The organism is Bacteroidota bacterium (assembly GCA_016718825.1).
Classification (GTDB): domain Bacteria; phylum Bacteroidota; class Bacteroidia; order J057; family JADKCL01; genus JADKCL01.
On sequence record JADKCL010000024.1, the window covers coordinates 70,657 to 94,350 of the forward strand.

Genomic DNA, 23,694 nt, shown 5'->3' on the forward strand with positions numbered 1-23,694 from the left:
CCTTCAGAATGGTACCAAAACTGTCGGGGGATGGTGATCGTTGCAGGCGAAATCGCCTGTCCCATAATTTGAGTGGGCAGGAATCCCAAATGGATCACCAAGAGATTTCTCCCAAAAAAGGCAAAATTTAATTGCCCTGCAAATGAATCACAAAGCGAATTTTCCTAGCTTCGTACTCCAACTATTTCCATCTCAAATGAATTTGCGCCTCCGCCCCTATTTCCTTGTTTCCATTGCGCTGCAGCTTGTTTTGCTTGTTGGCGCACCTGCATTCGCCCAGAAGAACAAAACCATCCGGCAGGCTTCCGTTCCGACTTGGGTGCAGCCCATCACCGCAAGGTGGAACACGGAAGTGCCCAAGGAGGAGGTCTCGGAAGGGATTCACAGCCTGCTTTACGATTCGCAGCACCACCGTCCGCAAGCGGCCTATTTTCGCCACCGCACCGAGCGCGTGCTCAACGAAATGGGACTTGAAACCTACTCCGAGGTGCGTGTCGACCACGACCCGGCCTATCAAACCCTCGATTGGCATTATTTGCGCATTTACCGCGGCGGAAAATTCATCGACAAGCTGGATTTGGACGAAATGACGGTCTTGCAAATGGAGCGGCGTTCTGACAGGCACCTCTACGACGGCGAACTGTCTGCGATCATTTTCATCGAGGACCTGCGCGTCGGCGACATCATCGACTTTGCCTACACGATCCATGGCGAAAACCCGATTTTGGAGGACCATTCCGTTTCCACCGTTTTCCTGAATGCCGGCTTTCCGATGGATCAACGGTTTTGCCGAGAGATTCTTCCGGCTGCATTCGATGGGAAATTCAAGTACAAAAACGGTGCCCCAACCCCCAAAGAAAGCAGTTTTCAAGGCCTGAAGGCCTACGATTGGCATGCCTACAATGTGCCGGCCGCGCAATACGAAACCAATGTTCCCTCCGATTACCATCCCTATCAAGCCATCGAAATTTCCGACTTTGGCTCTTGGGATGAGGTGCGGGACCATGTCGATGCGTTTTTTACCAAGGTCGAATGGGCTGGCCCTGAAGTCATCAAGCTTGCTGACAGCATTTCCGGTGCAAATGCGGATTCCGTGCAAAAGGCCTTGGCCGCCTTGCGTTTTGTGCAGGATCAGATTCGCTATTTGGGCATGGAAAGCGGGATCAATGGCTATCAACCGCATCCTTCGCGGCAGACCTTGGAGCAGCGGTTTGGGGACTGCAAAGACAAGTCGATCTTGCTCGTCGGGCTCCTGCGGGCCATGGGCTTGCGGGCGTGGCCGGTGCTCGTAAACACGGATGAAAAGGGTCATATCGTGGAAAGACTGCCCAATCCGCTGAGTTTTGACCATTGCGTTGTCAAGCTGCAATTGGCCGACAAAACCCATTGGCTCGACCCTACGATTCGGAATCAAGGCGGGAATCTGCATGCCAATTCGCGGGGAAATTGGGAAAAGGGTCTCGTGATTGCAGAAGGCAAGGAAGCATTGCAAACCGTGCCCGAAAGTCCGGACGGGGCTCATATTGAAATTTCCGAGGAATGGGAAATCGGCTTGGTCGGCGAACCGGTCACGATCAAGGTCATAACGGTTTATTTGGGACAGGAAGCCGATATCATGCGCAGCAGCCTCCTCGGATCGAGCGTGCAGGAATTCGAAAAGGCCTATCTCAATTATTATGCAAGCTTGTATGGAAAAATCGAGCGCATCGGCGAATTGGAAATCGAAGACCTCCGCGAAGACAACCGCTTGATTTGCACAGAAAACTACAAACTGCTCAATCCGTGGACCATGGACAATGGCGGCAAGGGCATGCAATACTTCGAATTGGTGCCTTCGGTTTTTTACGACTATATCAAGGAGGTGCAGCATCCCGACCGCAAGCAACCCTGGGCGCTGGAGTATCCGCTGCATGTCGAATCGCATATTACCGCAAAATTTCCGACGGAGGTGCGGGTAAACTCTGAAAGAGCCGAGGTGAAGTCCGACATTTTCAGCTTTTCCGTGAGTTCGGATCCCACGAGCGATATGGAAGGGCTTGAATTGCACTTTTCCTTCGAAAACCATGCCCCAGTGGTGGAGCCAGATGATTTTCAGAAATTTGTCGAGGATTTGCAGAAGGCCCGCAAGACGATGGTCTACCGCGTGGACGAAGACACCTATGGGCGTGGCAAAAGCGGAAGAAATATTTTCTCCTCGCAGATGTATGAGCAACTCCAACCGCTGATTTTTCTCGGCGCCATCGGGGCCATTGCGGTGTTGCTTGTGATTCTGGTCACACGGGCGCAACGGAGGAAATGACAGCTTTGGGCTTGCTTCTTCGAATTGCCACTGGATCAACGGCCATTCCAAACCGCATTCTTCGTATCATGCAACCGGATTCAATGCAGCAGCACAATGGCAGAACAGCACGAAGATCAAAATCAGGTGTATTACCGCGACTATTATCGATTTCCGACGCGCAGCCGGTGGATGGAAAAGGTTTGGTCGGAAGCCTTTGGGGCTGAATATCCCGCAGGATTGGATCATTACGGCTATGTGACCCGGCATGATCTCAGGGTCTTTGCCGAGCGGCTGCAACTGACCGAGGGAAGTGAAATCCTGGATATCGGCTGCGGAAAAGGTGGGCCGGGCTTGTGGCTGGCCAAGGAATTGAAGCTGAAATTGACTGGCATTGACATCATTTCCGAAGCTGTGGACCATGCCAATCAGTTCAAGGAATCCTTTGATTTGCAATATTCTGCAAACTTTATGGTCGGCGAATTTTACAAGATTCCGCTGCCGGATCAATCCATGGACGCTGTCATCAGTTTTGATTCGCTATGGGCCGCTCCGAATAAAGTGCAAGCCCTGTTTGAGGTCAAACGCGTGATGAAACCCGGCGCAAAGTTCCTTTTCACCTATTGGGACCTGCTGTCGATCGAGGCCATCCCCTATTTTGAGATGACCGGCCTGAAATTCATCCACCGCGAAGACACACCCGATTGGAAGGCCTATCAAAACCGTGTCTACGATGGCATTCTGCGTTACGAATCCGAACTCGTCGCCGAAATGGGTGCCGCTGCCAATATGCTGCTCTACGAAGCCAAGGCTTCTCCGCCGTACCTGGATTTGAGCGTGCGCCGGATTTATGAATTGGGGTTGGATTGAGCAGCAATCTTGGAAGTTGACGATAAACACAACTGTATAGGATGCATTCGATCGCCTGGAACGGGCCGTTTATTGGTCCCGCATTCCACGTAGCGGGAGCTTCGTGTATAAGCATCCTCCGTTTTCGCTCCGAAGGAGCCGACGATTGGTAACGAGTCCCCAGCAGCGCGAAGCCCGTGGTATGAAAATCTCACCCGTTTTCGCTCCGAAGGAGCCGACGATTGTAGCCCGAGGTGGAAGCCTCGGGTGAAACATCCTAACGCACACGCTCCGAAGGAGCCGTCCAATTGATTCACAACCAATTAGCCATCACATCCACCCCCATCTTCTAAATATTTAGAACAAATTCTAATTCCTTAGTTGCATTTCTAATTCATTAGAATAATCTTTGCAGAAAGGATTACAAAAATGCAGAAGCTCACACGCGCCGAAGAGGAATTGATGCAAAAGATTTGGGACTTGGAAAAGGCCTTTCTCAAGGACATCATTGAGGCCATGCCGGATCCAAAGCCCGCCCAGAGCACCGTCGCCACCTTGCTCAAGATCATGGAAACCAAGGGTTTCATCGGCCACAAGGCCTACGGAAAATCCTTCGAATACTTCCCCATTGTCACGCGCAAGGACTATACCAAGGCTTATTTCGGGCAATACCTGAACAGCTACTTTGGCGGATCTTTCAAGAAAATGCTGCATTTCTACATGGAGGAAGACGACCTCGACCTCCAAACCCTCGACGAATTGATGCGTGAGCATACCGCAACCCTCCAAGAGAAATAAGCCATGGAAAAATTCGCCGTTTATTTCCTCAGCGTCAATCTCCTGCTTTTGTTCCAAGCGCTGTACTTCCGCCTTTTTCTGGCAAAGCAACGCAGGTTTGGTTGGAACCGCATCTACCTTTTGGGTGGAATTGCGGTCGCCTTGCTCCTGCCGGCCATTCGTTGGGAGATTTTGCCAGCTTCCCTTCCGGAAACTGCATTCATTCGCAGCATTCCCGAAATCGTCGTGGGTCCGGCGGTGGAGGTTAGCCCTACCGTCGTCGAAATTCCCAACATTGCAACGCCGATCCACGAAACAAGCTCCATCCCAACCACTTCGGGCACAATAGCGCCTGTAGTGAACGCAACTTGGTCGGCCTTGGACATTGCCATTGCGGTTTATGGACTCGGCGTTTTCATTGCATTGTTGGCCTTTATTTGGCGGAATCTCAAGGTCATCCGTCTGATTTGGAAGGGCCAAAAGACGCGTCACGCCGGATTTACGCTGGTTGAAACGGAGGCTGAAATTGGCCCTGCATCCTATTTCCGGTACATTTTCTGGAAAAACAACGGTTCGCTGGACGCGCAAAGCCAAGCGGTCGCGCTTGCCCACGAACAATGTCATAGCCGACAATTGCATTCGCTGGATTTGATGGCCATCGAATTGATCAAGGTCTTTTGCTGGTTCAATCCGGCGATTTATTTGCTGCGCAAGGACTTGCGCAAGACCCACGAATTTCTGGCCGATCAAGCGGCCTTGGAAGTTGCAGGACCCGACGGCATCAAACGGCTCTTGCTGATGCGTCAGTTCGGCGCAACCCATCTTGTATTCGCCAATTATTTTCACTCACATCTCAAAGCACGTATCATGATTCTCACTGAAAAATCCCCTCGGAAGCCCATTCTGCAGTACTTGCTCGTATTGCCACTTGCCGCTTTGATGGCTGCTTGCACAAGCCTCGCTCACCCGGTAGAAAGTCAGCCGACATCCCTTGAAAGTCAGCCGACAGCCGGCAACGATTCGATGAGGACCGCGAACACCGAAGCCAACGCACCGATGCCCGAGATTTTCAGTGTCGAAAACATGTTGTTGGAAGCCCAATTGCCCGGCGCCTCGAACACGAAAAAGGGAATCGTTTGCCTCGGTCGCCAACCACAAGTCTTGAATCTTGACACCACCCTTACCGTCGAAGAGCTTCAAAACGTTGACAATCATCCCTATTTGCTCAACCGCTCCAAAGTGAGGCAACAGATGGGCAATCCCAAAGACGACAAGGCAGAACTGATCAAAGGCAAAATCGTCGTGAAACTGCTCGTGGACGAAACCGGCCACGTCATCCGCCATCAATACACGCAGCCCGGCGACCAACGCCTGCGCGACGCCGTCGAAGCCCACGTACACGACCTGCTGTTCAAACCCGGCAAAGAAAATGGCGTCCCGACCGAGTGGTGGGTGATTATGCCGATTGAGTTTGGAATGCCTGGGTGTTGAGGGACAGTGTGAGAGTGAGCGTGAGCGTGAGCGCAGGTACTTCTGAAATAGGTTCCCACTGCATTGAGTATGAAAATTCATTATCTTTAAAATATGAAAGAGGTATCACTTGACCTGCAAGATCGTCGCGTTCGCCTTGCTGAGCTCCTGCTGAGTGTGGACGAGGAGGCGATGATCGCGGTGTTTGAGAAACTTGTAGCTTCCTTGGGGATGCAGCGTCCGCAGGCTGTTCTCAGTCAATCCGAATTGCTCGCGCGGTTGGACGAGGCAATGTTGGATGCAAAGGCAGGAAGGACCATCGGTGCAGAAGATTTGCTCAAGGAAATGGAATCTTGGAAATGAAGGTCGAATGGACAGACCGCGCGAAGAAGGATTTGCGCAAACTTTTTGACTATTACAAAGACGATGCTCAGAATGTGGTTGCCAAAAGCGTTACGAACCATATCGTTCGTCAAAGCATGCTCTTGGAATCACTTCCACTGCTTGGCTTAGTCGAGCCCGAGTTGGAAGGAAAAAAGGAAGAATACCGATCCTTGATCTTGGGCAATCAGAAAATCATTTATTGGATTGAAGGCAGCAGAAGGGAAAAAGGGGGGGGGGAGGGGGAGGGGGGGGGGAAGCCCGGGGCGGGGGCGGGGCGGGGGGGGGGGGGGGGAAAGGGGGGGGGGGGCGAAACCGCCTTTTTATAAGACGCCACCTTATTCGATTGCAGGCAAGATCCCTTGAAGTTGTGGAAAAGGGTGGATTAGATGGAGCGCAATTCGGCAAAATGTCGTTCCAATTGAATTCATTCGCTCAAGGAAAATCGAGCATCTCGGCCTCCGCGATGCATCGCTCCCCTTCGTGAATCCACCATCTTCGCCCAATAAAAAGGTATTTTTCAATCGGCATAGACATCAAAAATCGTACGGTCACAATGGTTTCCTCACCCGGAAAAATCAATTCCCGACCTTCAAAGCGAATGTCTCCGATGAATGTTCCTGAAGGCCTTCCATTTTGATATTCAAATACATGATTGGGACGAAAACCATTCGCGAAACCCGTCTGACGCCCACCTTCCGCTGAGGACTTCATCGTAAACTTTGTTTTTACCAGATTAGGTCCGGTGAAGTCTCCAAATCGAGATCAGTGATGCTGCAGAGTGTGTATTTGTCGTAGGCCATCACGTCAAATACCTTGGAAACGCCCGTGTTTAGCCATCGTTTGTAAATGAGGTTGCCGTTCATCCAGAGATAGAGCTCGTTTCCGCGGATTTCTTTGTGGTAGGGCATGGATTTTGGTCTTTCTATCGATACCGGATCACGTCAAGCCAAGGTACCTCATTTTGAGTTCCTTTGCCCACTCTGCTCCTGAAACGCTCACCATCGTATCGACAAACTCCTCCAAATGCCTTGGATAGAAGCCGTTCTCTACTTCGTGGTCGGATGCCAGAAATTTTCGGTATTCATTTACGCCCTGCTGACAATGCTCGTTTTCGGAAGGAAAAAGGAATACAAAGAATCCTTCGTCATAGTCCTGCCTGAAGGGAAATGGAAAGCAGATGGTCGCGCCATATCTGGGCGATCGGCGGTTGACGCAATGCCTCCACGCTGTTGGGTTTGAAACGACCGCTTTTCTCCGAAACCTCCTCATAGCGCGACTTGAAATTTTTGTCTGCAACGGCTTTCGTTTCTTCCTTCAGACTCTCGGAATACTTCACTTCGATGCCAATGAAGCCCCTTTTTCCGCCCTTGGTATATTCAACAAAAACATCAAACGCAGAATTGTCACCAAGGTACTTGAGATTCCTTCGACCTGGCGAATACTCAAACTTTACAGCGGTCACCTTATCGATGCGTCCGGGAAAAAGCGCCTGAAAATACCTTGTCGTCAAATCCGAGGCAGGACTCAACTCCCCAAACAAGTTGAAACAAAGTGGCTGCGAGGACAGCAGATTGTTCCAAATTCTCGGTTCTCCGATGAGCGCTTTCATTTGCTTGGCGTTTGCAATTTCTTCGGTGACGAGTTGCTTGATGTTGTTGGTCAAAAAGTTCGACTTCTCCGTCTTTGAAACTTCAAGATCCAAGTAGTTGCCAAGTTTGCCTTCGGCTATTGGAAATCCCTTGTCCTGACGCCACTTGCTTTGCAGCAGACGGGCATGTGCCGCGAATGCGGTGTCTTTTGCGTAGTAGGCGTTGAATTGTTCCAGTTCGTCCTTGGAGGGTCTTTTCATATTTTGAGAAATTGATTTAAGTTGGTGCGCATACGTGGGTATCAGTTGCGGTCGATGGCTAGGTAGCGCAACAGCCGCTCAAGGCTGGCGTCGGCCCTTTTGGACCAGATTATCTTTTGATCCATTCCTTGACTCTGGCCGTCACTTCCTCGTTGGTATAGGACTCGCCCGCGTCAAGTTGTCTGTCGGCCTCGTCGAGCCTGCCTGCTCCTCTGGGGTCAAGTCATCCCACCAGTCGGCCTGGGTACTGAAGATTCGATGTACCTCAGACAGCAGAGCCTCATCCTGCAATTCGATCAGGAGATGCAATGCCTCACGCTTGATCTCCGGGAAATTTTGAACGGGATTTTCCATATTTACAAATATGTGCAACCTTGAGGTTATCTGCTAGTGGTGCTGAAACATAAGGAATAGGTTTCCGGATTCGACCAATCTTCACTTCGGCAAAGCTCCTCAAGGGCTGGTGTGAACTTTTGCTGAAGATCGCGCCGAAGGCAAACTCAGCGCAACAAGGAATTCTATTTGGTAGGCGACCTCACAGGCTTGGAATTGCAGATGGACAATTCATTGAAAGCAATTCCTGAATGGTTATAGACTTGGTGATAATCGACATTAGACTTCAACTTCCAAAAATATCATTTGGCAATCGTCCTTTGTAGTTAGCTTTCCTATCAGGAGACTTCATCGCTTCAATTTGAATCCAATCCCAAACGAAGCTAGAAGAACACCTTTGGCCATGGGAAAGCACCCCTCTGGGCCATCCATTTGATAGATCTCAAGTACTAAATTATTTCTTATCTCAGGATCAACAATGTCATTGGTACATTCGTTTAATGCCCCAATTATTTCCATTATCGAACAATTGCTGAAACATTGTAGGCCTAATGATTCATCGCGATGTTCTTGGAGCATCTCCAGTACTTTTACCATGGACTCTTTGTTCATTTCTTGCTCTATCAAACTAACCAACCCAACAAAGTATAAATCTAATGACTCTATTTTGATACCAATTTTACGCAACAAGCAGGAATGAAAATTCCGTATCAACATGCGAATTGCCTCATTCAAGGACCAATTTCCGAGTCAATCGTTCGTTTTTGGCTTCAAACGTCATGAAGTATATGCCCGATGGATAAGAAGACAATTCAATCTGATGTTGATCGAACATTCTTTTCTGACTATGTATGACTTGCCCCATAGAATTGGTCATGGTAAAATTTGTGATCTCTGATATTCCATTCAAATTGAGGGAAATCATGTCATGCGCAGGATTCGGTCCGATTGAAACATTTCTCTCGTTTGCGGAATCATTAAGTCCCACTGAAGCATTAAGTCTAGCAACACCTTTCAAAGGAATTGAAGCATTTACAACATCATAACCAAACGTTCCACCAGCGTATAGATACCCATTATAGATACATAGCGCTCCAACACATCCACCAAGCCCTGAAGATCCGAAAGTGCTTGGAGGGTTAGATGTCCCCAACTTGATCCATCCCAAACAGCTATGTTGGAGACATTTGGTATCAATCCAGCACTACCAAAGGCACCCACAACAAGTTGATTATTGCTAACAATTGCTGAGTAAGGCGGTTCCAGAACTACCGGTCATGCTTAGGCCACCCCCGACGGATTGCCATGAAGTTCCGTTCCACCATGAAACTCCTGTTGTGCGATTACCAGCAAATATGCTGCCGCCAAAAATCGCAAGGTCAGTTACTCCATTGTCATATAATCCGCCCCCGTAGTCAGGTATGCCAAAGCCAAATGTGCTCCAAGCAGAGCCGTTCCAATTTGCGATATTATTGGCAGCGACATTGCCAACCGTATCAAAAGACCCTCCAACTACAAGCGAATTGCTGTGCACTAATAACGTTCCCGTTTTTAGAACTGACGACCCACCTATGCCCCCACCCACATCTGACCAACTCACCCCATCCCATTTGGCTAGGTTTCTTACTACTGTCACACCTGCGGTATCAAAAAAGACCAACGACGTGAAGTGCATTGTTGTAAACGGCCATCGAGGAAATATAGGAGCCAGCACCTCCGCTAGAATTGTTAAATCTGATTCCTCCGCCAACATCGCTCCATGAGGAGCCATTCCATTTGGCGATATTGTTTACCGTTATGCCACTTGCATTGCTAAATTTTCCACCTGCATAGAGTTCATTGTTGTAAATAGCAAGAGAATTTATACACCCATTTATTCCAGCCAAGGGGTAGCAATCAATACTTGGATAGGTTCCTAGTTGGCCCGATAAGCCATTCTGCAAAGCTGCCCAATTTGAACCATCCCAAGAAGCTATGTTACTTGTTGGAACTCCTCCAGCGTTATCAAAAACGCCTCCCACAATCAATTGGTTATTGAAAACAACCATACAAGAAACCCCGCCCAGTATGCCTGTAGACGTAACACCTGTTGACAATGGTTGCCAGTATTGGCAAAATGATAACTGGAAGAACAGTATTTGAAGAATGATTCCAATGGTTCCCTTTTTCATAATTTGCTTTTTCACTAACATTGGGCAGAGTTAAGGATTCCCAGCTTAGAAGGTGGATGAATCGTCACCTTTTTACAAGGTATCGCTTTTTTTCATAATGGTTTCGTCCCGATATTGTTTCCTCAACTCCTTTGGCAACGGTCTCTCCAATCTAGGCTTCCACTGATGGAGAAATCACAATGTAACCCACCCACCCCTAATGCAGCGTCGCGCGAACGACTCGGACGATGTGTAGTTAGCCTTGTCTCTCCCCTTCATAAAGGTGCCATTCATGCCCTAAAACCTCAACTGAAAAATACATTTCTCTTTTGGGAAAAAACCGTCAAATAGTCGTCAATTTCATCAAAGTGGCAGCTTCTGCCACTAGAGTAGTGTCGCTTCCTAGTCGATTCTGTACCCATCGGGACATCCGTGATTCTTTTTGGTTCCCTTGGCATTCGGACATTTGTCCAATAGGTTTGCTACGCCATCCCCATCTTGATCGGAATCAATCGTCCGATATCCCTCTGGACAACCAGAATTCGCCATGAGTCCTTTAGCAGTGGGACATTTGTCCATTCGATTCGATACTCCGTCGCCATCACTATCCTCATTTTCAAATTGAGGCTGATCAGGGCATCCATCATTCGTCTTCGTTCCTTTTTCATTCGGACATTTGTCCAATCTGTCTGTCACGCCATCACCATCGATATCGCCTTCCACAACGGAATACCCATCAGGACAACCAAAGTTTGCCTTTGTTCCTTTTGCGTAAGGGCATCTGTCCGATGTATCAGGCAAACCATCGTTATCAGAATCGTTGAGGGGACATCCATAATTCGTTTTAGTACCAATTAGAGTAATGCACTGATCATGATCATCATACACTCCATCTCCATCAGTATCGGGACAACCTCTATGCAATTGATTACCAAACCTATCTGGGCATAAATCCTGAGAGTCAGAAATTCCATCATGATCTCGACTCGTTTTGGGCAGCCATTGTTCTCCTTGGCTCCCTTTCTCTTTCGGACACGCGTCGTTCAAATCCTCGATTCCATCCCCGTCAATGTCACTTTGCTCCTCAAGTGGCACTTCGTTCTCCGGTACTTTCGATTCTGCTACAACATCCTGATTGTCACGCTCAACTGTTGCCCTCAACAAGGAATCGTTGAAAAGCGAATCCTCAATCGCCTTTTCACGCGCGATCGAAGCATTGTTTGGTTCCGTTCCCTTCACATTTTTGCTAACAAGTACGACGGCGACCACAATGAATCCAAGCAGGAATGCCAATGCACTGATCCGTTTCCAATTCGGGTACCGATTTGCCGCTGAAGGAAGTTGCTCTTTGGGCAAAACAGGTTTCGCCGGCGCCGCAAACCCCTCCCAAAACTCCCCACACCCCTGAAACCGATCCGCAGGAGCCTTCTTCGTCGCCTTTGCGATCACCGCATCCACCTCCGGGGCCACGCCCACGTACACCGTCCGCCCTGCGGGCAGCGGCGTGCGCACGATTTGATCGAAGACCTTGTACTCCGAGGTTTCGCCTTCGTAGGGGGCCTTGCCGGTCGCGAGGAAAAACAGGGTCACGCCGAGGGAATAGATGTCTGAGCGATGATCTACCGCCTCGGTATTCACCTGCTCGGGACTCATGTAGAAGGTGGTGCCCATGCGAAGGCCGGTCTTGGTGAGGTGCTGATCGTCTTCGAGGAGTTTGGCGATTCCGAAGTCCAAGACCTTGACGACGCCATCGTCGCCGATCATAAAATTGGAGGGCTTGATGTCGCGGTGCACCACACCTTGCTGATGCGCATAACCCACCGCAGACAGAATCTGCTTGAAAATCTGCAAGAGCTTCGCCGTGGGCATCGGTCCCGTGTCGGTGCGCACCACCTCCTCCAAATTGCGGCCCTCGACATATTCCATCACGAGGTAGATGTCGGAATCGCTTTCAATAAAGTCATACAGCGCCACGATATTGGGATGCTTCAGCTTGGAAAGCGTGGCCGCTTCGTTGCGAAAGCGCTGCTGAATCTTCGGGTTGCGCGCGTACTGCGCATGCAGGACCTTGATGGCGACCTTCCGCGCGATGGTCAAATGCTCCGCGAGCCAAACTTCGCCCATGCCGCCTTCGCCGAGCTTGCGGACCAGGCGGTAGTTTTGGATGACGGTGTTGGGAGTGAGCATGGAAAGGTTCAGGGATCTATGAAATCGCGACGGGAATCAACAATGGCGACGATTTCGATTTCGTCCAAAACGATTTGGTAAAACATAACGGTATAGGGTTTGATACTGCACCTGCGAAGGCTTTTGTGTTTTTTCGTAGATGGGTTTGATTCGGGCTGCGATTCGATCTTCCGAATTGCCTTGTCGATTTTTTCAAGAAATTTCTTGGCGGATGCCTTGCCAAATTCATCATGTAGGTAAGCTCGGATTTGCTCCAGTTCGTCTTCGGATCGCTTCGAATGAAAAACCGTCCACTTCACATCCCGTACTTTTTCATGACTTCGGCATGAGATTTCCGACGGCCTTCCTTCAAATCTGCCAGGCCCGCCTCGATGCTTGTTTTCTGGGCTACTGATAGGTCATCCCACCAATCACGATCTTCTTCTTCCGTTTGAAGCAAGGTATGAATCTGCACCAAAATGTCCTTGCTGGCAATTTTCGTCAGACGCTCAAAAATGCTTGCACGAAGCTCCTCGATGGTGATCACCTCTTTCATGGAATCAAATATATGCGATCGCGAGGTAATCCGCAAGTATTCACCTCCTACCAAACCGGCGGGCTATGAGCTAATTTCGGTTGGAGACGCCTGCATTCCCCGCCCCAATCGCCTTCAACTCGTCCTCCACATCGTCCGTCGTGCGCGTGCAGATGTCCGTGTAAAGGAACCGCCGAACGGTCGGTTCATCGTTCAGGAATTGCGTCCGCCAAGTGGCGTAGATGATGTATTCCTTGCCTTCGGTGAAGTTGAATCCGCAGTCGCCGTGGCCCACGCCGGTGATTACGGCAATCTGCCTTCGGAGCATCTTCCCTTTGAGCATCTTTTGAATTTGGATGGTGTAGCGCTTGAAGGGTACCTTATGGTTGGAATCGCTCCCAAACAACGTCACGGGAACGTCGAAGGCTTCCACGCGCAAAACTTTGCCTCGAAATACGCGGTCTGCAGCCTTGAGCGCCTGCTTTGGATTTGCCTCCCCGATGCAACTGCAAGGCTTGGCCTGCATCGGGGCCAAGATTGAAATCAGTAAAGCAAAGGCATACGCTAGCAACTTCTTCATCCATCAACTCATTTATAGCCGATGGGGTTGTTGCCATCTGACATTCCAACAGATTCGAGAATTCGAATGGGGGATTCCTCACCTTCCTTGGTAGATGCAAGGGCATCCTTGGCGTACCGCAGAATTGTCTGAACATCAGCCTCGCTAATATCGTGCAGATCACTTCCCTCGTATTCCATCGTACCTCCGTCGCCAGGGTAATAAGCGTCGGTAGTGCCATCGTGGTTACCGTCCTCGTCATCCAATCCAAAGAAATGCCCAAACTCGTGCACGACGAGGTCGTTGTTGTCACCCAAATCACCCTTCTCGCGATGCGTGTTCATGTCTGCGTGTTTTCCATTGCCGGTCTGTCCACCTACGTAAGATTCGCCATCTACGACGCGTGAATACATCCCTTGGTTGCCGGCAAACGATTTCCCAATCGGGTCAGCCTCAGCAGCATCCACTGCCCTCATTCTGGTGAGTCCGACGATGTACTTGTTCACCAGACTCTGATTGAGCTTCCCTTTCTTATTATACCATTCCTTGTCAGGGTAAGTGGCCATCACCTCCTCTTGTGTTACCCTCTCCACTTGAATCACCTGCATGTCAAAGGAGATGGTATACCCGTCTGCTGTACTCGTTTTCGCATTCCATGTCGCCGCTGCCTGTTGGGCTTGAAGATGCGCAGCACCTGTGCTTGTGTAGACATTCGCCACGATTTGCAGCGTCTTCTGATCGTGGTTGATCCGTACGCCAAATCCGGCGTCGTGTATGTCATCAATGGCCACCTCTGCTCCCTCGGGCCCTTGGGCGCTTGAAGCTTCGAGTTTGAATTGTGGCGGAGATTTTGTTGCTCCCGAATTGGTTTTCACGCCGTTTTCGGCATCATTTCCATATTTTCTGCTTTCCTTGAGCTGCCTGGATGAATGCATTTCACTTGCCATGTGCCTGAATCATGAAGAGGGTGACTTAAGAAGGTGGAATCCGCATCAATTTCGTGTTTTTTTCTCAGAATTTCAAGTATCAGAACCCTCTTTCCATCATTTTCAGAACAGTTGCACCATACCGGTAAGCAGGCCGCGATGAATTCGGTTGCCTACTTCACGATGCGGACAATCCCATCCCCTGCCGATTCTACAACTCTTTCCAATAATTCTGTAACATTTCCCTCCCTCCGCCGCGCCACTTTTGCATGACAATGGTCAGGTTACTCCTTCGGCTTTAAAGAAAGGGTACTTTGTCATTCTAAAACGGAATAAAAGATGAAAATCGAAAAAAGAGTAGGCATTTGGATGGATCACGCCAACGCGCATGTGATCGAATTGGCGCCGGAAATGAAGACGCTCCACGTGCATTCCGCGTTTACGCAGACTGTCAAAGAGGATAGTTTGGGCAAAAGCGAACATATTATGCACAATAAGGAGCACCATCAGCATCTGGATTATTACAAACGTCTCGGCGAAATCATCCAGCATTACGATTCCGTTTTGTTGTTTGGTCCCACGGATGCCAAGCGGGAGCTGCACAATCTGCTTGCCGACGATGCGCATTTTGCCAACATCAAGATTGTCGTCCAATCGGCAGACAAAATGACTGAACACCAGGAAATTGCCTACGTACGCGACTTTTTCGAGAAGGCGCTGAAATAGTAGATAATATTGAGTTCACCGGCAATCGCATTGCCGGCAAAAACCTTCATTTTGGCGGAGCGAATCACTGCCAAAATGAAGGTTTTTGCATTCCATTTCCGACGGATCCAAAAACGCGATGGCGCCCAAGCAAGGATTAAAATCCTATCGCTGAGCGCCATCGGCTGAGAATCAATGTAGGAGTACTTTATTCTTTGACCAAGCGGAATATGCGAGATTGCGCTCCGCGTGTCACCTTCACAATATAAACCGAGGCCGCAAGCCCATCCACAGCGATCTCCTCACTGAAGTTGGCCCCCGCCTGAGCGGTATGATGGATCAATTGACGACCATAGAGGTCAGTCACTTCAATCAGCAGGACACCCGGCTTTGCCGTGGTCCCGGCTACCGTGAACCTGTCCCGTGTAGGATTCGGGAAAAGCCCCACTTCTGACCATTCCAAGGCATCTTCCACACCGGAAATGACATCCACATCGTGGCACATCGTTGAGGCTCCGCAATCATTGGTTGCCGTCAAACAAACATAAAACAGGCCAACCACAGCATAAGCATGCGTCGGATTTTGAAGTGTACTCGTCCCGCCGTCGCCAAAGTCCCAAGCCCAGGCATTCGGGGAATTGCTGCTCAAGTCCGTGAAGGCCATCGACGACAAGTTTCCAGCAAAGGAAAAGTCCGTTCCAGGCGTCGGGCAAGCCACCGAAATGGTATCACAATAGGTATCCGTACCGCATTCTGTCGTCATCGTCAAGCAGACGTTGTACAATCCGCCGACAGCGTAGGTATGGCTGGGGTTGAACAACACCGACGTGCCGCCATCGCCAAAGTCCCACGAATATGTCGGTGTACCTGTAGAAGTGCTCTGAACGGTGAAATTGGCTTGAAAGCCGAGGACAATTGTCGAAAAGCCAGCCACTGGCGGTGGACAAACGACGGTCACATTCTGGCAACTCGTACTTGTGCTACAAGCATTGGTTGCTGTGAGGCAGACATTGTAGGTGCCGGGCGCAGCGTAGGTATGGCTTGGATTCTGCGAAGTCGAAGTTCCGCCATCACCAAAGTCCCAGCTCCAAGAAGTCGGTACACCCGTGGAAGCATCTGCGAACGACAATTGCAGCAAATTGGCCGTGTTGCTGAAGGCTGCCGCCGGCGGCTGGCAAACCGTCACCGTTTGGCAACTGACATTGATTCCGCAGGCATTCGTCGCTGTCAAACAGACGCTGTAGCTGCCCGCAGCAGCATAAGTATGCGTCGGATTCTGCAAGGTGGAGGTGTTTCCGTCCCCAAAATTCCAGCTCCAGCTAATCGGCGTATTGAGGGTGTTGTCGGTGAATGTTGCGTTCAAGCCAGCCGTGGTCGCGGTATATTGCGCAACAGGAAGTGGCTGCACGGTAATCGTCACCGGCGCAGACGGGTTACTTGCGCAACCTTGGTTGGTCACGACCACGGTGTAGGTACCGTTGCCAGTCACCAAAACCGAAGCAGAGGTTTGACCGCCAGGTGACCAGCTATTGTTGGTTGCGCTGCTCGATGTGAGCGTTACGCTTCCCCCAGCACAGAATGTCGTTGGGCCGCTTGGCGTAATCGTCGGCGTCGATGGCTGGGCACTTGCGGTGACAACCGTCGGGGCCGATGTCGCTGTACAACCAAATCCGTTACTGACTTGGACGGTGTAGGAACCTGAAGCTGATGCCGTGATCGACTGCGTCGTTGCTCCGCCAGGACTCCAGGTATTGTTGGTGGCGCTCGAACTCGTCAAGGTGACGCTGCCCCCAATACAGAAGCTCGTCGGACCGGATGCTGAAACAGTAGGTGTCGAAGGTACCGGATTCACGGTTACCGTGACTGGAACGGCCGTTGCCGAACTGCAACCCAAGGCCGTCGCCATGACGGTATAGTTTCCAGATGCGGTCACTGTTATCGTCTGCGTCGTCTGATTTCCAGGAGACCACAAGTTGCCCGAAGGGTTGCTACTGGTCAATGTCACCGATCCGCCAGCACAAAAGGTCGTGGGGCCGGATGCGGAAATGCTAGGCGTTGCAGGAACAGCATTCACGGTGACGGTCACAGGCGCAGAAGGTGCCGAAGTACAACCCAAAACCGTTTGCGTCACCGTATAGGTGCCGGAGGTATTGACCGTAATTGCTTGCGTCGTGGCACCACCCGGTGACCAAAGATTACCATTGGAAGCGCTGGAGGTGAGCGTTACGCTGCCGCCTACGCAAAAGGTCGTTGGGCCGCTGGGTGTGATCACGGGTCCGGCAGGTGCAGGGGTGACAGTGACCACCACTGGCGCTGAGGCAGCTGAAACACAGCCGGAAGCTGTTTCGGTGACCGTATAGGATCCAGATGTGGTGACCGTAATGGCCTGTGTCGTTGCGCCACCTGGAGACCAAGTATTGCCGGATGTCGCACTGGATGTCAATACCACGTTTCCGCCTGCGCAGAACGTCAACGGACCTGAGGCGGAAACCGTAGGCGCGGCTGGTGTAGGATTCACCGTCACGACGATTGGGGCTGAGGCCGCCGATGTACAACCAGAGGTTGTTACTTGGACGCTGTAAGATCCACTGGCAGAAACCGTGATTGATTGCGTCGTCGCGCCGCCGGGAGACCAAACGTTGCCCGTCGGGCTGCTACTGGTCAACACGACGCTGCCGCCTGCGCAAAATGTCGTCGGTCCAGACGCCGAAATCGTCGGGGTTGCCGGGATCGGATTTACCGTCACGACGGTAGGCGCAGATGCCGGGGAAGTACATCCCGATACCGTTTGCGTCACCGTATAGGAACCACTTGTGGTCACCGTAATGGCCTGTGTCGTAGCACCGCCGGGTGACCAAGTATTGCCCAAGGCTACGCTGGAGGTCAAGACGACGTTTCCGCCAGCGCAGAAGGTCGTCGGACCGCCCGCTGTAACGCTGGGTGCTGCCGGGATAGGATTCACGGTCACAACTGTAGGTGCAGACGTAGCGGTACAGCCGTTCACATCGGTGATTTGGACCGAATAAGATCCACTTGTCGAAACGTTGATGGATTGCGTCGTGGCGCCGCCGGGGCTCCAGACAAATCCGCTTGCCGCACTGGAAGTCAGGGTGACACTGCCACCTGTACAGAAGGTCGTCGGACCGGAAGGCGTTACCGTTGGCGTCACCGCCGAACTGTTGACCGTAACAACGGTGGGCGCCGAAGTTGCCGAGCAACCCAATGCATTGGTTACCTGCACCGTGTAAGAACCATTGGCACTGACCGTGATGGCCTGTGTGGTGGCACCGCCTGGACTCCAGAGATAACTCGTTGCCAATGGTGCAGTCAGCGTTACAGATCCGCCAGTACAGAACGTGGTGGGGCCGGATGCGCTGATGGTAGGTGTGGCAGGAGCCGCATTCACGGTCACCGTGATGGCATTCGAAGGCGCAGAAACACAACCCCCGTTGTCGACGACCACCGAATAAGTTCCGCTCGTTGTCACGGAAATCGAAGCAGTCGTCGCACCGCCCGGTGTCCAGACGTTGTTGCTCGGGCTGCTGCTGTTGAGGGTCACGCTTCCGCCGGCGCAGAAGGTCGTCGGTCCAGATGCCGTGATCGTAGGTGTTGCGGGAAGTGGATTCACCGTCACTACCGTCGGTGCTGAGGTTGCTGAACAACCATTTGCGTCGGTCACTTGGACGGTATAGGAACCGCTCGCACTCACACTCACACTCTGCGCTGTACTCCCGCCAGGGCTCCAGAGATAGGCATTCGCGGCGGTCGAAGTCAGGTTCACGCTGCCGCCCGTGCAGAAGGTCGTCGGACCGGAAGGCGTGATCGTTGGCGTCGAAGGCAAAGGATTTACCGTGACGGTGATGCTATTCGAAGGCGCAGAAGTACATCCGCCATTGCTCACAACCACAGAATATGTGCCACTTGTCGTCGCCGAAATGGATGCAGTTGTCGCGCCGCCGGGAGTCCAAACGTTGTTGACAGGGCTGCTGCTGTTCAAAGTGACGCTTCCGCCAGAACAGAAGGTCGTCGGACCAGATGCCGTGATCGAAGGTGTCGCAGGAATTGGATTGACGGTGACCACGGTTGGCGCTGAGGTGGCAGTACAACCGTTGACATCCGTGATTTGCACGGTGTAGGTCCCGCTTGTGCCGACCGTGATGCCTTGCGTGGTCGCGCCGCCGGGATTCCAAACATAACCGCTGGCTACGCTGGATGTCAACGTCACACTTCCACCCGTACAGAAGGTCGTCGGGCCGGATGGGGTTATTGTAGGGGTCACTGCGGAGGTATTGACGGTCACGACGGTAGGAGCAGACGTTGCCGAACAACCATTGGCGTCGGTCACTTGGACGGTGTAGGAACCGCTCGCACTCACACTCACACTCTGCGCTGTACTCCCGCCAGGGCTCCAGAGATAGGCATTCGCGGAAGTGGAAGTCAGGGTCACGCTGCCGCCTGTGCAGAAGGTCGTCGGACCGGAAGGCGTAATGACGGGCGTCGAAGGCAATGGGTTTACGGTGACCGTAATGCTATTCGAAGGCGCAGAAGTACAGCCGCCGTTGTTGACGACAACTGAATAGGTACCGCTCGTCGTCGCTGAAATCGAAGCTGTGGTAGCGCCGCCTGGTGTCCAGACGTTGTTGACAGGGCTGCTGCTGTTGAGGGTCACGCTTCCGCCAGCGCAGAAGGTCGTCGGACCAGATGCCGTGATCACAGGTGTTGCGGGAAGTGGATTGACCGTCACCACCGTAGGTGCGGACGTGGCCGAACAACCATTGGCGTCGGTCACTTGGACCGTGTAGGAACCGCTTGTGGTCGCGCTCAAGGTTTGTGTCGTCGCCCCGCCGGGGCTCCAGAGATAGGCATTCGCTGCGGTCGAAGTCAGGGTCACGCTGCCGCCCGTGCAGAAGGTCGTCGGACCGGAAGGGGTAATGACGGGCGTCGAAGGCAATGGGTTTACGGTGACCGTAATGCTATTCGAAGGCGCAGAAGTACAGCCGCCGTTGTTGACGACAACTGAATAGGTACCGCTCGTCGTCGCTGAAATCGAAGCTGTTGTGGCGCCGCCCGGTGTCCAGACGTTGTTGACGGGCTGCTGCTGTTCAGCGTGACGCTTCCCCCAGCGCAGAAGGTCGTCGGACCAGATGCCGTGATCACAGGCGTTGCTGGAAGTGGATTGACGGTCACCACCGTAGGTGCCGACGTCGCCGAACAACCATTCGCGTCGGTCACTTGGACAGTGTAGGAACCGCTCGCGCTCAAGGCTCACACTCTGCGCTGTACTCCCGCCAGGGCTCCAGAGATAGGCATTCGCTGCGGTCGAAGTCAGGTTCACGCTGCCGCCTGTGCAGAAGGTCGTCGGACCGGAAGGCGTAATGACGGGCGTCGAAGGCAATGGATTTACGGTGACCGTAATGCTATTCGAAGGCAAAGAAGTACAGCCGCCGTTGTTGACGACAACCGAATATGTGCCACTCGTCGTCGCTGAAATCGAAGCTGTGGTAGCACCGCCTGGTGTCCAGACGTTGTTGACGGGGCTGCTGCTGTTCAGCGTTACGCTTCCGCCAGCGCAGAAGGTCGTCGGACCGGATGCCGTGATCACAGGTGTTGCGGGAAGTGGATTGACCGTCACCACCGTAGGTGCGGACGTCGCCGAACAACCATTGGCATCGGTCACTTGGACGGTGTAGGAACCGCTCGCACTCACACTCACACTCTGCGCTGTACTCCCGCCAGGGCTCCAGAGATAGGCATTCGCTGCGGTCGAAGTCAGGGTCACGCTGCCGCCCGTGCAGAAGGTCGTCGGACCGGAAGGCGTAATGACGGGCGTCGAAGGCAATGGATTTACGGTGACCGTAATGCTATTCGAAGGCAAAGAAGTACAGCCGCCGTTGTTGACGACAACCGAATAAGTGCCACTCGTCGTCGCTGAAATCGAAGCCGTCGTAGCGCCGCCCGGTGTCCAGACGTTGTTGACGGGGCTGCTGCTGTTCAGCGTGACGCTTCCGCCAGCGCAGAAGGTCGTCGGACCGGAAGCTGTGATTACAGGTGTTGCGGGAAGTGGATTGACCGTCACGACCGTCGGTGCTGAGGTAGCAGTGCAACCTGCACCATTGGTGACTTGGACCGTGTAGGAACCTGAAGTCGTCGCCGAAATCGCTTGCGTTGTCGCTCCGCCGGGGCTCCAGAGATAACTTGTGCCAGCCGTGGATGTCAACGTGACACTTCCACCTGCACAAAAGGTCGTTGGGCCGGAGGGCGTGATCGTCGGTGTTGCGGGCAAAGCATTCACCGTGACCACCGTAGGTGCAGAGGTTGCTGTACAACCATTGCTACCCGTCACTTGAACGGTGTAGGAACCGCTCGCACTCACACTCACACTCTGCGCTGTACTCCCACCGGGGCTCCACAGATAGGAAGTCGCAGCCGTGGAGGTCAAGTTGACACTACCACCTGCGCAAAATGTCGTTGGCCCCGAAGGTGTGATTGTGGGCGTCGATGGCGCTGCATTTACCGTCACCACCACTGGCGCAGAGGCTGCTGAGGTGCATCCTGACGTTGTCACCGATACCGTATAGGATCCACTTGTCGACACCGTCAAAGCTTGTGTCGTCGCGCCACCCGGACTCCAAACATTCCCGGTTGGGCTGCTGCTCGTGAGTACGACCGTACCCGGTGCACAGAATGTCAGCGGACCGGAGGCCGAAACCGTCGGCGTCGCAGGAATTGCATTGATCGTGATATTTACGCCGTTGTCGCTGCCCACGATCGCAGGGGTGCTGGAAACGACACGTACCCGGTAGCCTGTTCCCGTGGCGGTACCGCCGGGAATTGTGCAAACAATGGTGCCTGCAGTCGTGCTCACAAGCGTGCCGATCGTCACTGGCGAACCAAAACTACCCGAGGCGTTGGAGAGCTGCGCCGTAAAAACGTTGCCGGCAATATACGGCCCGGTAATGGTGAAAGGAAGGTTGAAAGTGGCGCCGGCGCAGAAGGGCGAACCTGTTACGGTTCCAGTGGTGATTGTATTTCCTGCGGCCACGATCTTGAGTTGGCCGTTGCGCGTGGTATGCGGGATGACAGCGAAGGTATTGTCGGTAAATTCCAGTGGTGTGGGTGTATTGGCAAAGGTGACCGGCGTGACTGCCCCTGGCGCGCCCACCAAGTTGTACCGTACCGTAAACAAAATCGCCGAATCCGGGACGGTGACCCCCACAAGTGTCGGATCATTCCAAGAAAAGGTCAGTTTTCCCGTGCCGATTTGCGTCGTCCCGAAGTTGGAGAGCGACATGTTGGGAAGGCCAAAAAATGGGATGCTATTGTAGGTTGCCACCGTTGTGCCGCCCCAATCTACCGTACCTTGCATCGCAATGAGGTTATTGAAGTCGTTGGCGCGCACAGGAAGATCCACCGTGGTAAGTGTCGGGCCTTGAACAGAATCCGCAAAGATTTTGAATTGCGGAACCGAGCCATTCACCCGGATATTTCCGTTGCGGGTGGTATGCGGAATGACCGTAAACGAATTGTCGGTGAATTCCAGCGGCGTAGGTGTGTTGACGAAAGAAACAGGGGTTTGTGAGCCAGGTGTGCCCACAATGTTGAATCGGATGGTGAAAATGATCGCCGAGTCAGGAACTGTGACACCGATCAATGTGGGGTCATTCCAAGAGAAAGTCAGTTTACCCGTTCCCACCTGCGTCGTCCCGAAATTGGACAGCGACATACTTGGCAATCCAAAAAAGGTCATGCTGTTGTAGGTTGCGATGGAGGTATTCCAGGAAACCGTGCCCTGCGCTGCAATCAGATTGGTCCATTCGTTTGCACGGATGGGAACATCTACTTGCGAACCGGTGTTTCCACTGACAGAATCCGCAAATATCTTAAAAATGCCCGACGAGCAAGAAGCCGGGGCTGTAAACAAGTTATTGGCAGTCAAGGCACAACCCGGCGATGCCGAAAAATTGGATGTAACGTTGACCGCAGCGCCGTTGGCCGTCAAACCGGTCAAAGTCACGGTTTGGGGGCTGCTTGTAATGGCAAAACTTTGTCCGGCGACATTCAGCGTTCCCGTTCCAGGCGCGTTGTTATAGGTCACGGTGACCTGCTGCGTATAGGTATTGGTCCCTGGATTGCAAGCTGTTTGCGTACCAGCCGAGAGATTGGTAATCGCGCAAGCACCACCACCTGTCACGTCAATTTTCCCGGGATTGACCACAAAAGGTATAGGAGCAAAACTCAGATCGACCACCTCAATCGGCGTCGGAGAATTGACGATTGAAACCGGTGTGGTTGAGCCACCTGAACCCACCAAATTAAACCTGATTTTGAAAATCGTCGTGCCTGCCGGCACCGTGATGCCGGTGACGTTGTTGTCATTCCACGAAAAGGTCAGCCTACCGGTTCCGATTTGTGCGGTTCCAAAATTGGATCCGGACAAAAACGGCAAGTTGTAGGCAACGGTGCTGTTGTAAGTCGCGACAGCCACGTTCCACTGAAATGTGCCCTGAAGTGAAATAATGTCGGTAAACTCACGCACCTTTACGCTTACATCCACCTGCGAGCCATTGGTGCCGCTGACGGTGTCGGCCCAGATCGTGAACGTGGCCTTGGCCTGAGTGGCGGCAAAAAACAAGAGCAAACAAGCGATCCACCCTTTGAGGGAAGGAACCTTCGAATTCAAAAATGTCAAGATTTTTTTCATGTCAAACGTGGA

Annotated in this window: 20 protein-coding genes; 7 read left to right on the forward strand and 13 right to left on the reverse strand. The window is 52.2% G+C overall.

Annotated features, from left to right (window positions below):
* Window positions 1–196 precede the first annotated feature (196 nt).
* The 6 genes from IPN95_21605 (at window position 197) to IPN95_21630 (ending at window position 6,084) form a co-directional block, all read left to right on the forward strand.
* Window positions 197–2,299 (forward strand): DUF3857 domain-containing protein, encoded by a 2,103-nt coding sequence (locus tag IPN95_21605; GenBank protein MBK9451963.1) that lies wholly within the window; start codon window positions 197–199, stop codon window positions 2,297–2,299.
* Between the two features lie 96 nt (window positions 2,300–2,395).
* A complete protein-coding gene (locus tag IPN95_21610) occupies window positions 2,396–3,148 on the forward strand; it encodes a class I SAM-dependent methyltransferase (protein MBK9451964.1) in 753 nt (250 codons plus the stop codon).
* Window positions 3,149–3,556: 408 nt separating this feature from the next.
* The gene (locus tag IPN95_21615; protein MBK9451965.1) at window positions 3,557–3,925 is read left to right on the forward strand and encodes a BlaI/MecI/CopY family transcriptional regulator; all 369 of its coding nucleotides are present in this window, start codon (window positions 3,557–3,559) and stop codon (window positions 3,923–3,925) included.
* A gap of 3 nt (window positions 3,926–3,928) precedes the next feature.
* Window positions 3,929–5,395 (forward strand): hypothetical protein, encoded by a 1,467-nt coding sequence (locus tag IPN95_21620; GenBank protein ID MBK9451966.1) that lies wholly within the window; start codon window positions 3,929–3,931, stop codon window positions 5,393–5,395.
* A gap of 93 nt (window positions 5,396–5,488) precedes the next feature.
* The gene (locus IPN95_21625) at window positions 5,489–5,737 is read left to right on the forward strand and encodes a hypothetical protein (GenBank protein MBK9451967.1); all 249 of its coding nucleotides are present in this window, start codon (window positions 5,489–5,491) and stop codon (window positions 5,735–5,737) included.
* Window positions 5,734–6,084, forward strand: coding sequence for a type II toxin-antitoxin system RelE/ParE family toxin (locus tag IPN95_21630; GenBank protein ID MBK9451968.1), 351 nt, complete (start codon window positions 5,734–5,736; stop codon window positions 6,082–6,084). The genes IPN95_21625 and IPN95_21630 overlap by 4 nt, the downstream gene beginning before the upstream one ends.
* 106 nt (window positions 6,085–6,190) lie before the next feature.
* Here IPN95_21630 and IPN95_21635 read toward each other — a convergent pair whose 3' ends face one another.
* From IPN95_21635 to IPN95_21690, 12 genes are all read right to left on the reverse strand, one after another.
* Window positions 6,191–6,469, reverse strand: a complete 279-nt coding sequence (locus IPN95_21635; protein MBK9451969.1) for a hypothetical protein — start codon at window positions 6,467–6,469, stop codon at window positions 6,191–6,193.
* A 14-nt stretch (window positions 6,470–6,483) separates the two neighbouring features.
* Complete coding sequence (locus IPN95_21640; protein MBK9451970.1) at window positions 6,484–6,666, reverse strand: hypothetical protein; 183 nt, start codon at window positions 6,664–6,666, stop codon at window positions 6,484–6,486.
* A gap of 236 nt (window positions 6,667–6,902) precedes the next feature.
* Entirely contained in the window at window positions 6,903–7,607 is a 705-nt protein-coding gene (locus IPN95_21645) for a hypothetical protein (GenBank protein MBK9451971.1), read from the reverse strand.
* 141 nt (window positions 7,608–7,748) lie between these two features.
* A complete protein-coding gene (locus IPN95_21650) occupies window positions 7,749–7,961 on the reverse strand; it encodes a hypothetical protein (protein MBK9451972.1) in 213 nt (70 codons plus the stop codon).
* Between the two features lie 327 nt (window positions 7,962–8,288).
* Window positions 8,289–8,630, reverse strand: a complete 342-nt coding sequence (locus IPN95_21655) for a hypothetical protein (GenBank protein ID MBK9451973.1) — start codon at window positions 8,628–8,630, stop codon at window positions 8,289–8,291.
* 37 nt (window positions 8,631–8,667) lie between these two features.
* Window positions 8,668–9,108 (reverse strand): T9SS type A sorting domain-containing protein, encoded by a 441-nt coding sequence (locus tag IPN95_21660; GenBank protein MBK9451974.1) that lies wholly within the window; start codon window positions 9,106–9,108, stop codon window positions 8,668–8,670.
* A 478-nt stretch (window positions 9,109–9,586) separates the two neighbouring features.
* Window positions 9,587–10,132, reverse strand: coding sequence for a hypothetical protein (locus tag IPN95_21665; GenBank protein ID MBK9451975.1), 546 nt, complete (start codon window positions 10,130–10,132; stop codon window positions 9,587–9,589).
* A 360-nt stretch (window positions 10,133–10,492) separates the two neighbouring features.
* Window positions 10,493–12,277: a serine/threonine protein kinase gene (locus IPN95_21670; GenBank protein ID MBK9451976.1), complete on the reverse strand. Its 1,785-nt coding sequence runs from the start codon at window positions 12,275–12,277 to the stop codon at window positions 10,493–10,495.
* 8 nt (window positions 12,278–12,285) lie between these two features.
* The gene (locus IPN95_21675; protein MBK9451977.1) at window positions 12,286–12,576 is read right to left on the reverse strand and encodes a type II toxin-antitoxin system RelE/ParE family toxin; all 291 of its coding nucleotides are present in this window, start codon (window positions 12,574–12,576) and stop codon (window positions 12,286–12,288) included.
* Complete coding sequence (locus tag IPN95_21680) at window positions 12,573–12,812, reverse strand: hypothetical protein (protein MBK9451978.1); 240 nt, start codon at window positions 12,810–12,812, stop codon at window positions 12,573–12,575. Before IPN95_21680 ends, IPN95_21675 begins: the two co-directional genes overlap by 4 nt.
* A 70-nt stretch (window positions 12,813–12,882) precedes the next feature.
* On the reverse strand, window positions 12,883–13,371 hold the full coding sequence (locus tag IPN95_21685; protein ID MBK9451979.1) for a hypothetical protein: 489 nt from the start codon (window positions 13,369–13,371) through the stop codon (window positions 12,883–12,885).
* 8 nt (window positions 13,372–13,379) lie between these two features.
* Entirely contained in the window at window positions 13,380–14,297 is a 918-nt protein-coding gene (locus IPN95_21690) for a hypothetical protein (GenBank protein ID MBK9451980.1), read from the reverse strand.
* A 318-nt stretch (window positions 14,298–14,615) separates the two neighbouring features.
* Here IPN95_21690 and IPN95_21695 point away from each other — a divergent pair, with 318 nt between their 5' ends.
* Entirely contained in the window at window positions 14,616–15,002 is a 387-nt protein-coding gene (locus tag IPN95_21695; GenBank protein ID MBK9451981.1) for a hypothetical protein, read from the forward strand.
* 187 nt (window positions 15,003–15,189) lie between these two features.
* On the opposite strand, the gene IPN95_21700 is transcribed toward IPN95_21695, so the two are convergent.
* Window positions 15,190–23,682: a PKD domain-containing protein gene (locus IPN95_21700; protein ID MBK9451982.1), complete on the reverse strand. Its 8,493-nt coding sequence runs from the start codon at window positions 23,680–23,682 to the stop codon at window positions 15,190–15,192.
* Window positions 23,683–23,694 lie beyond the last annotated feature (12 nt).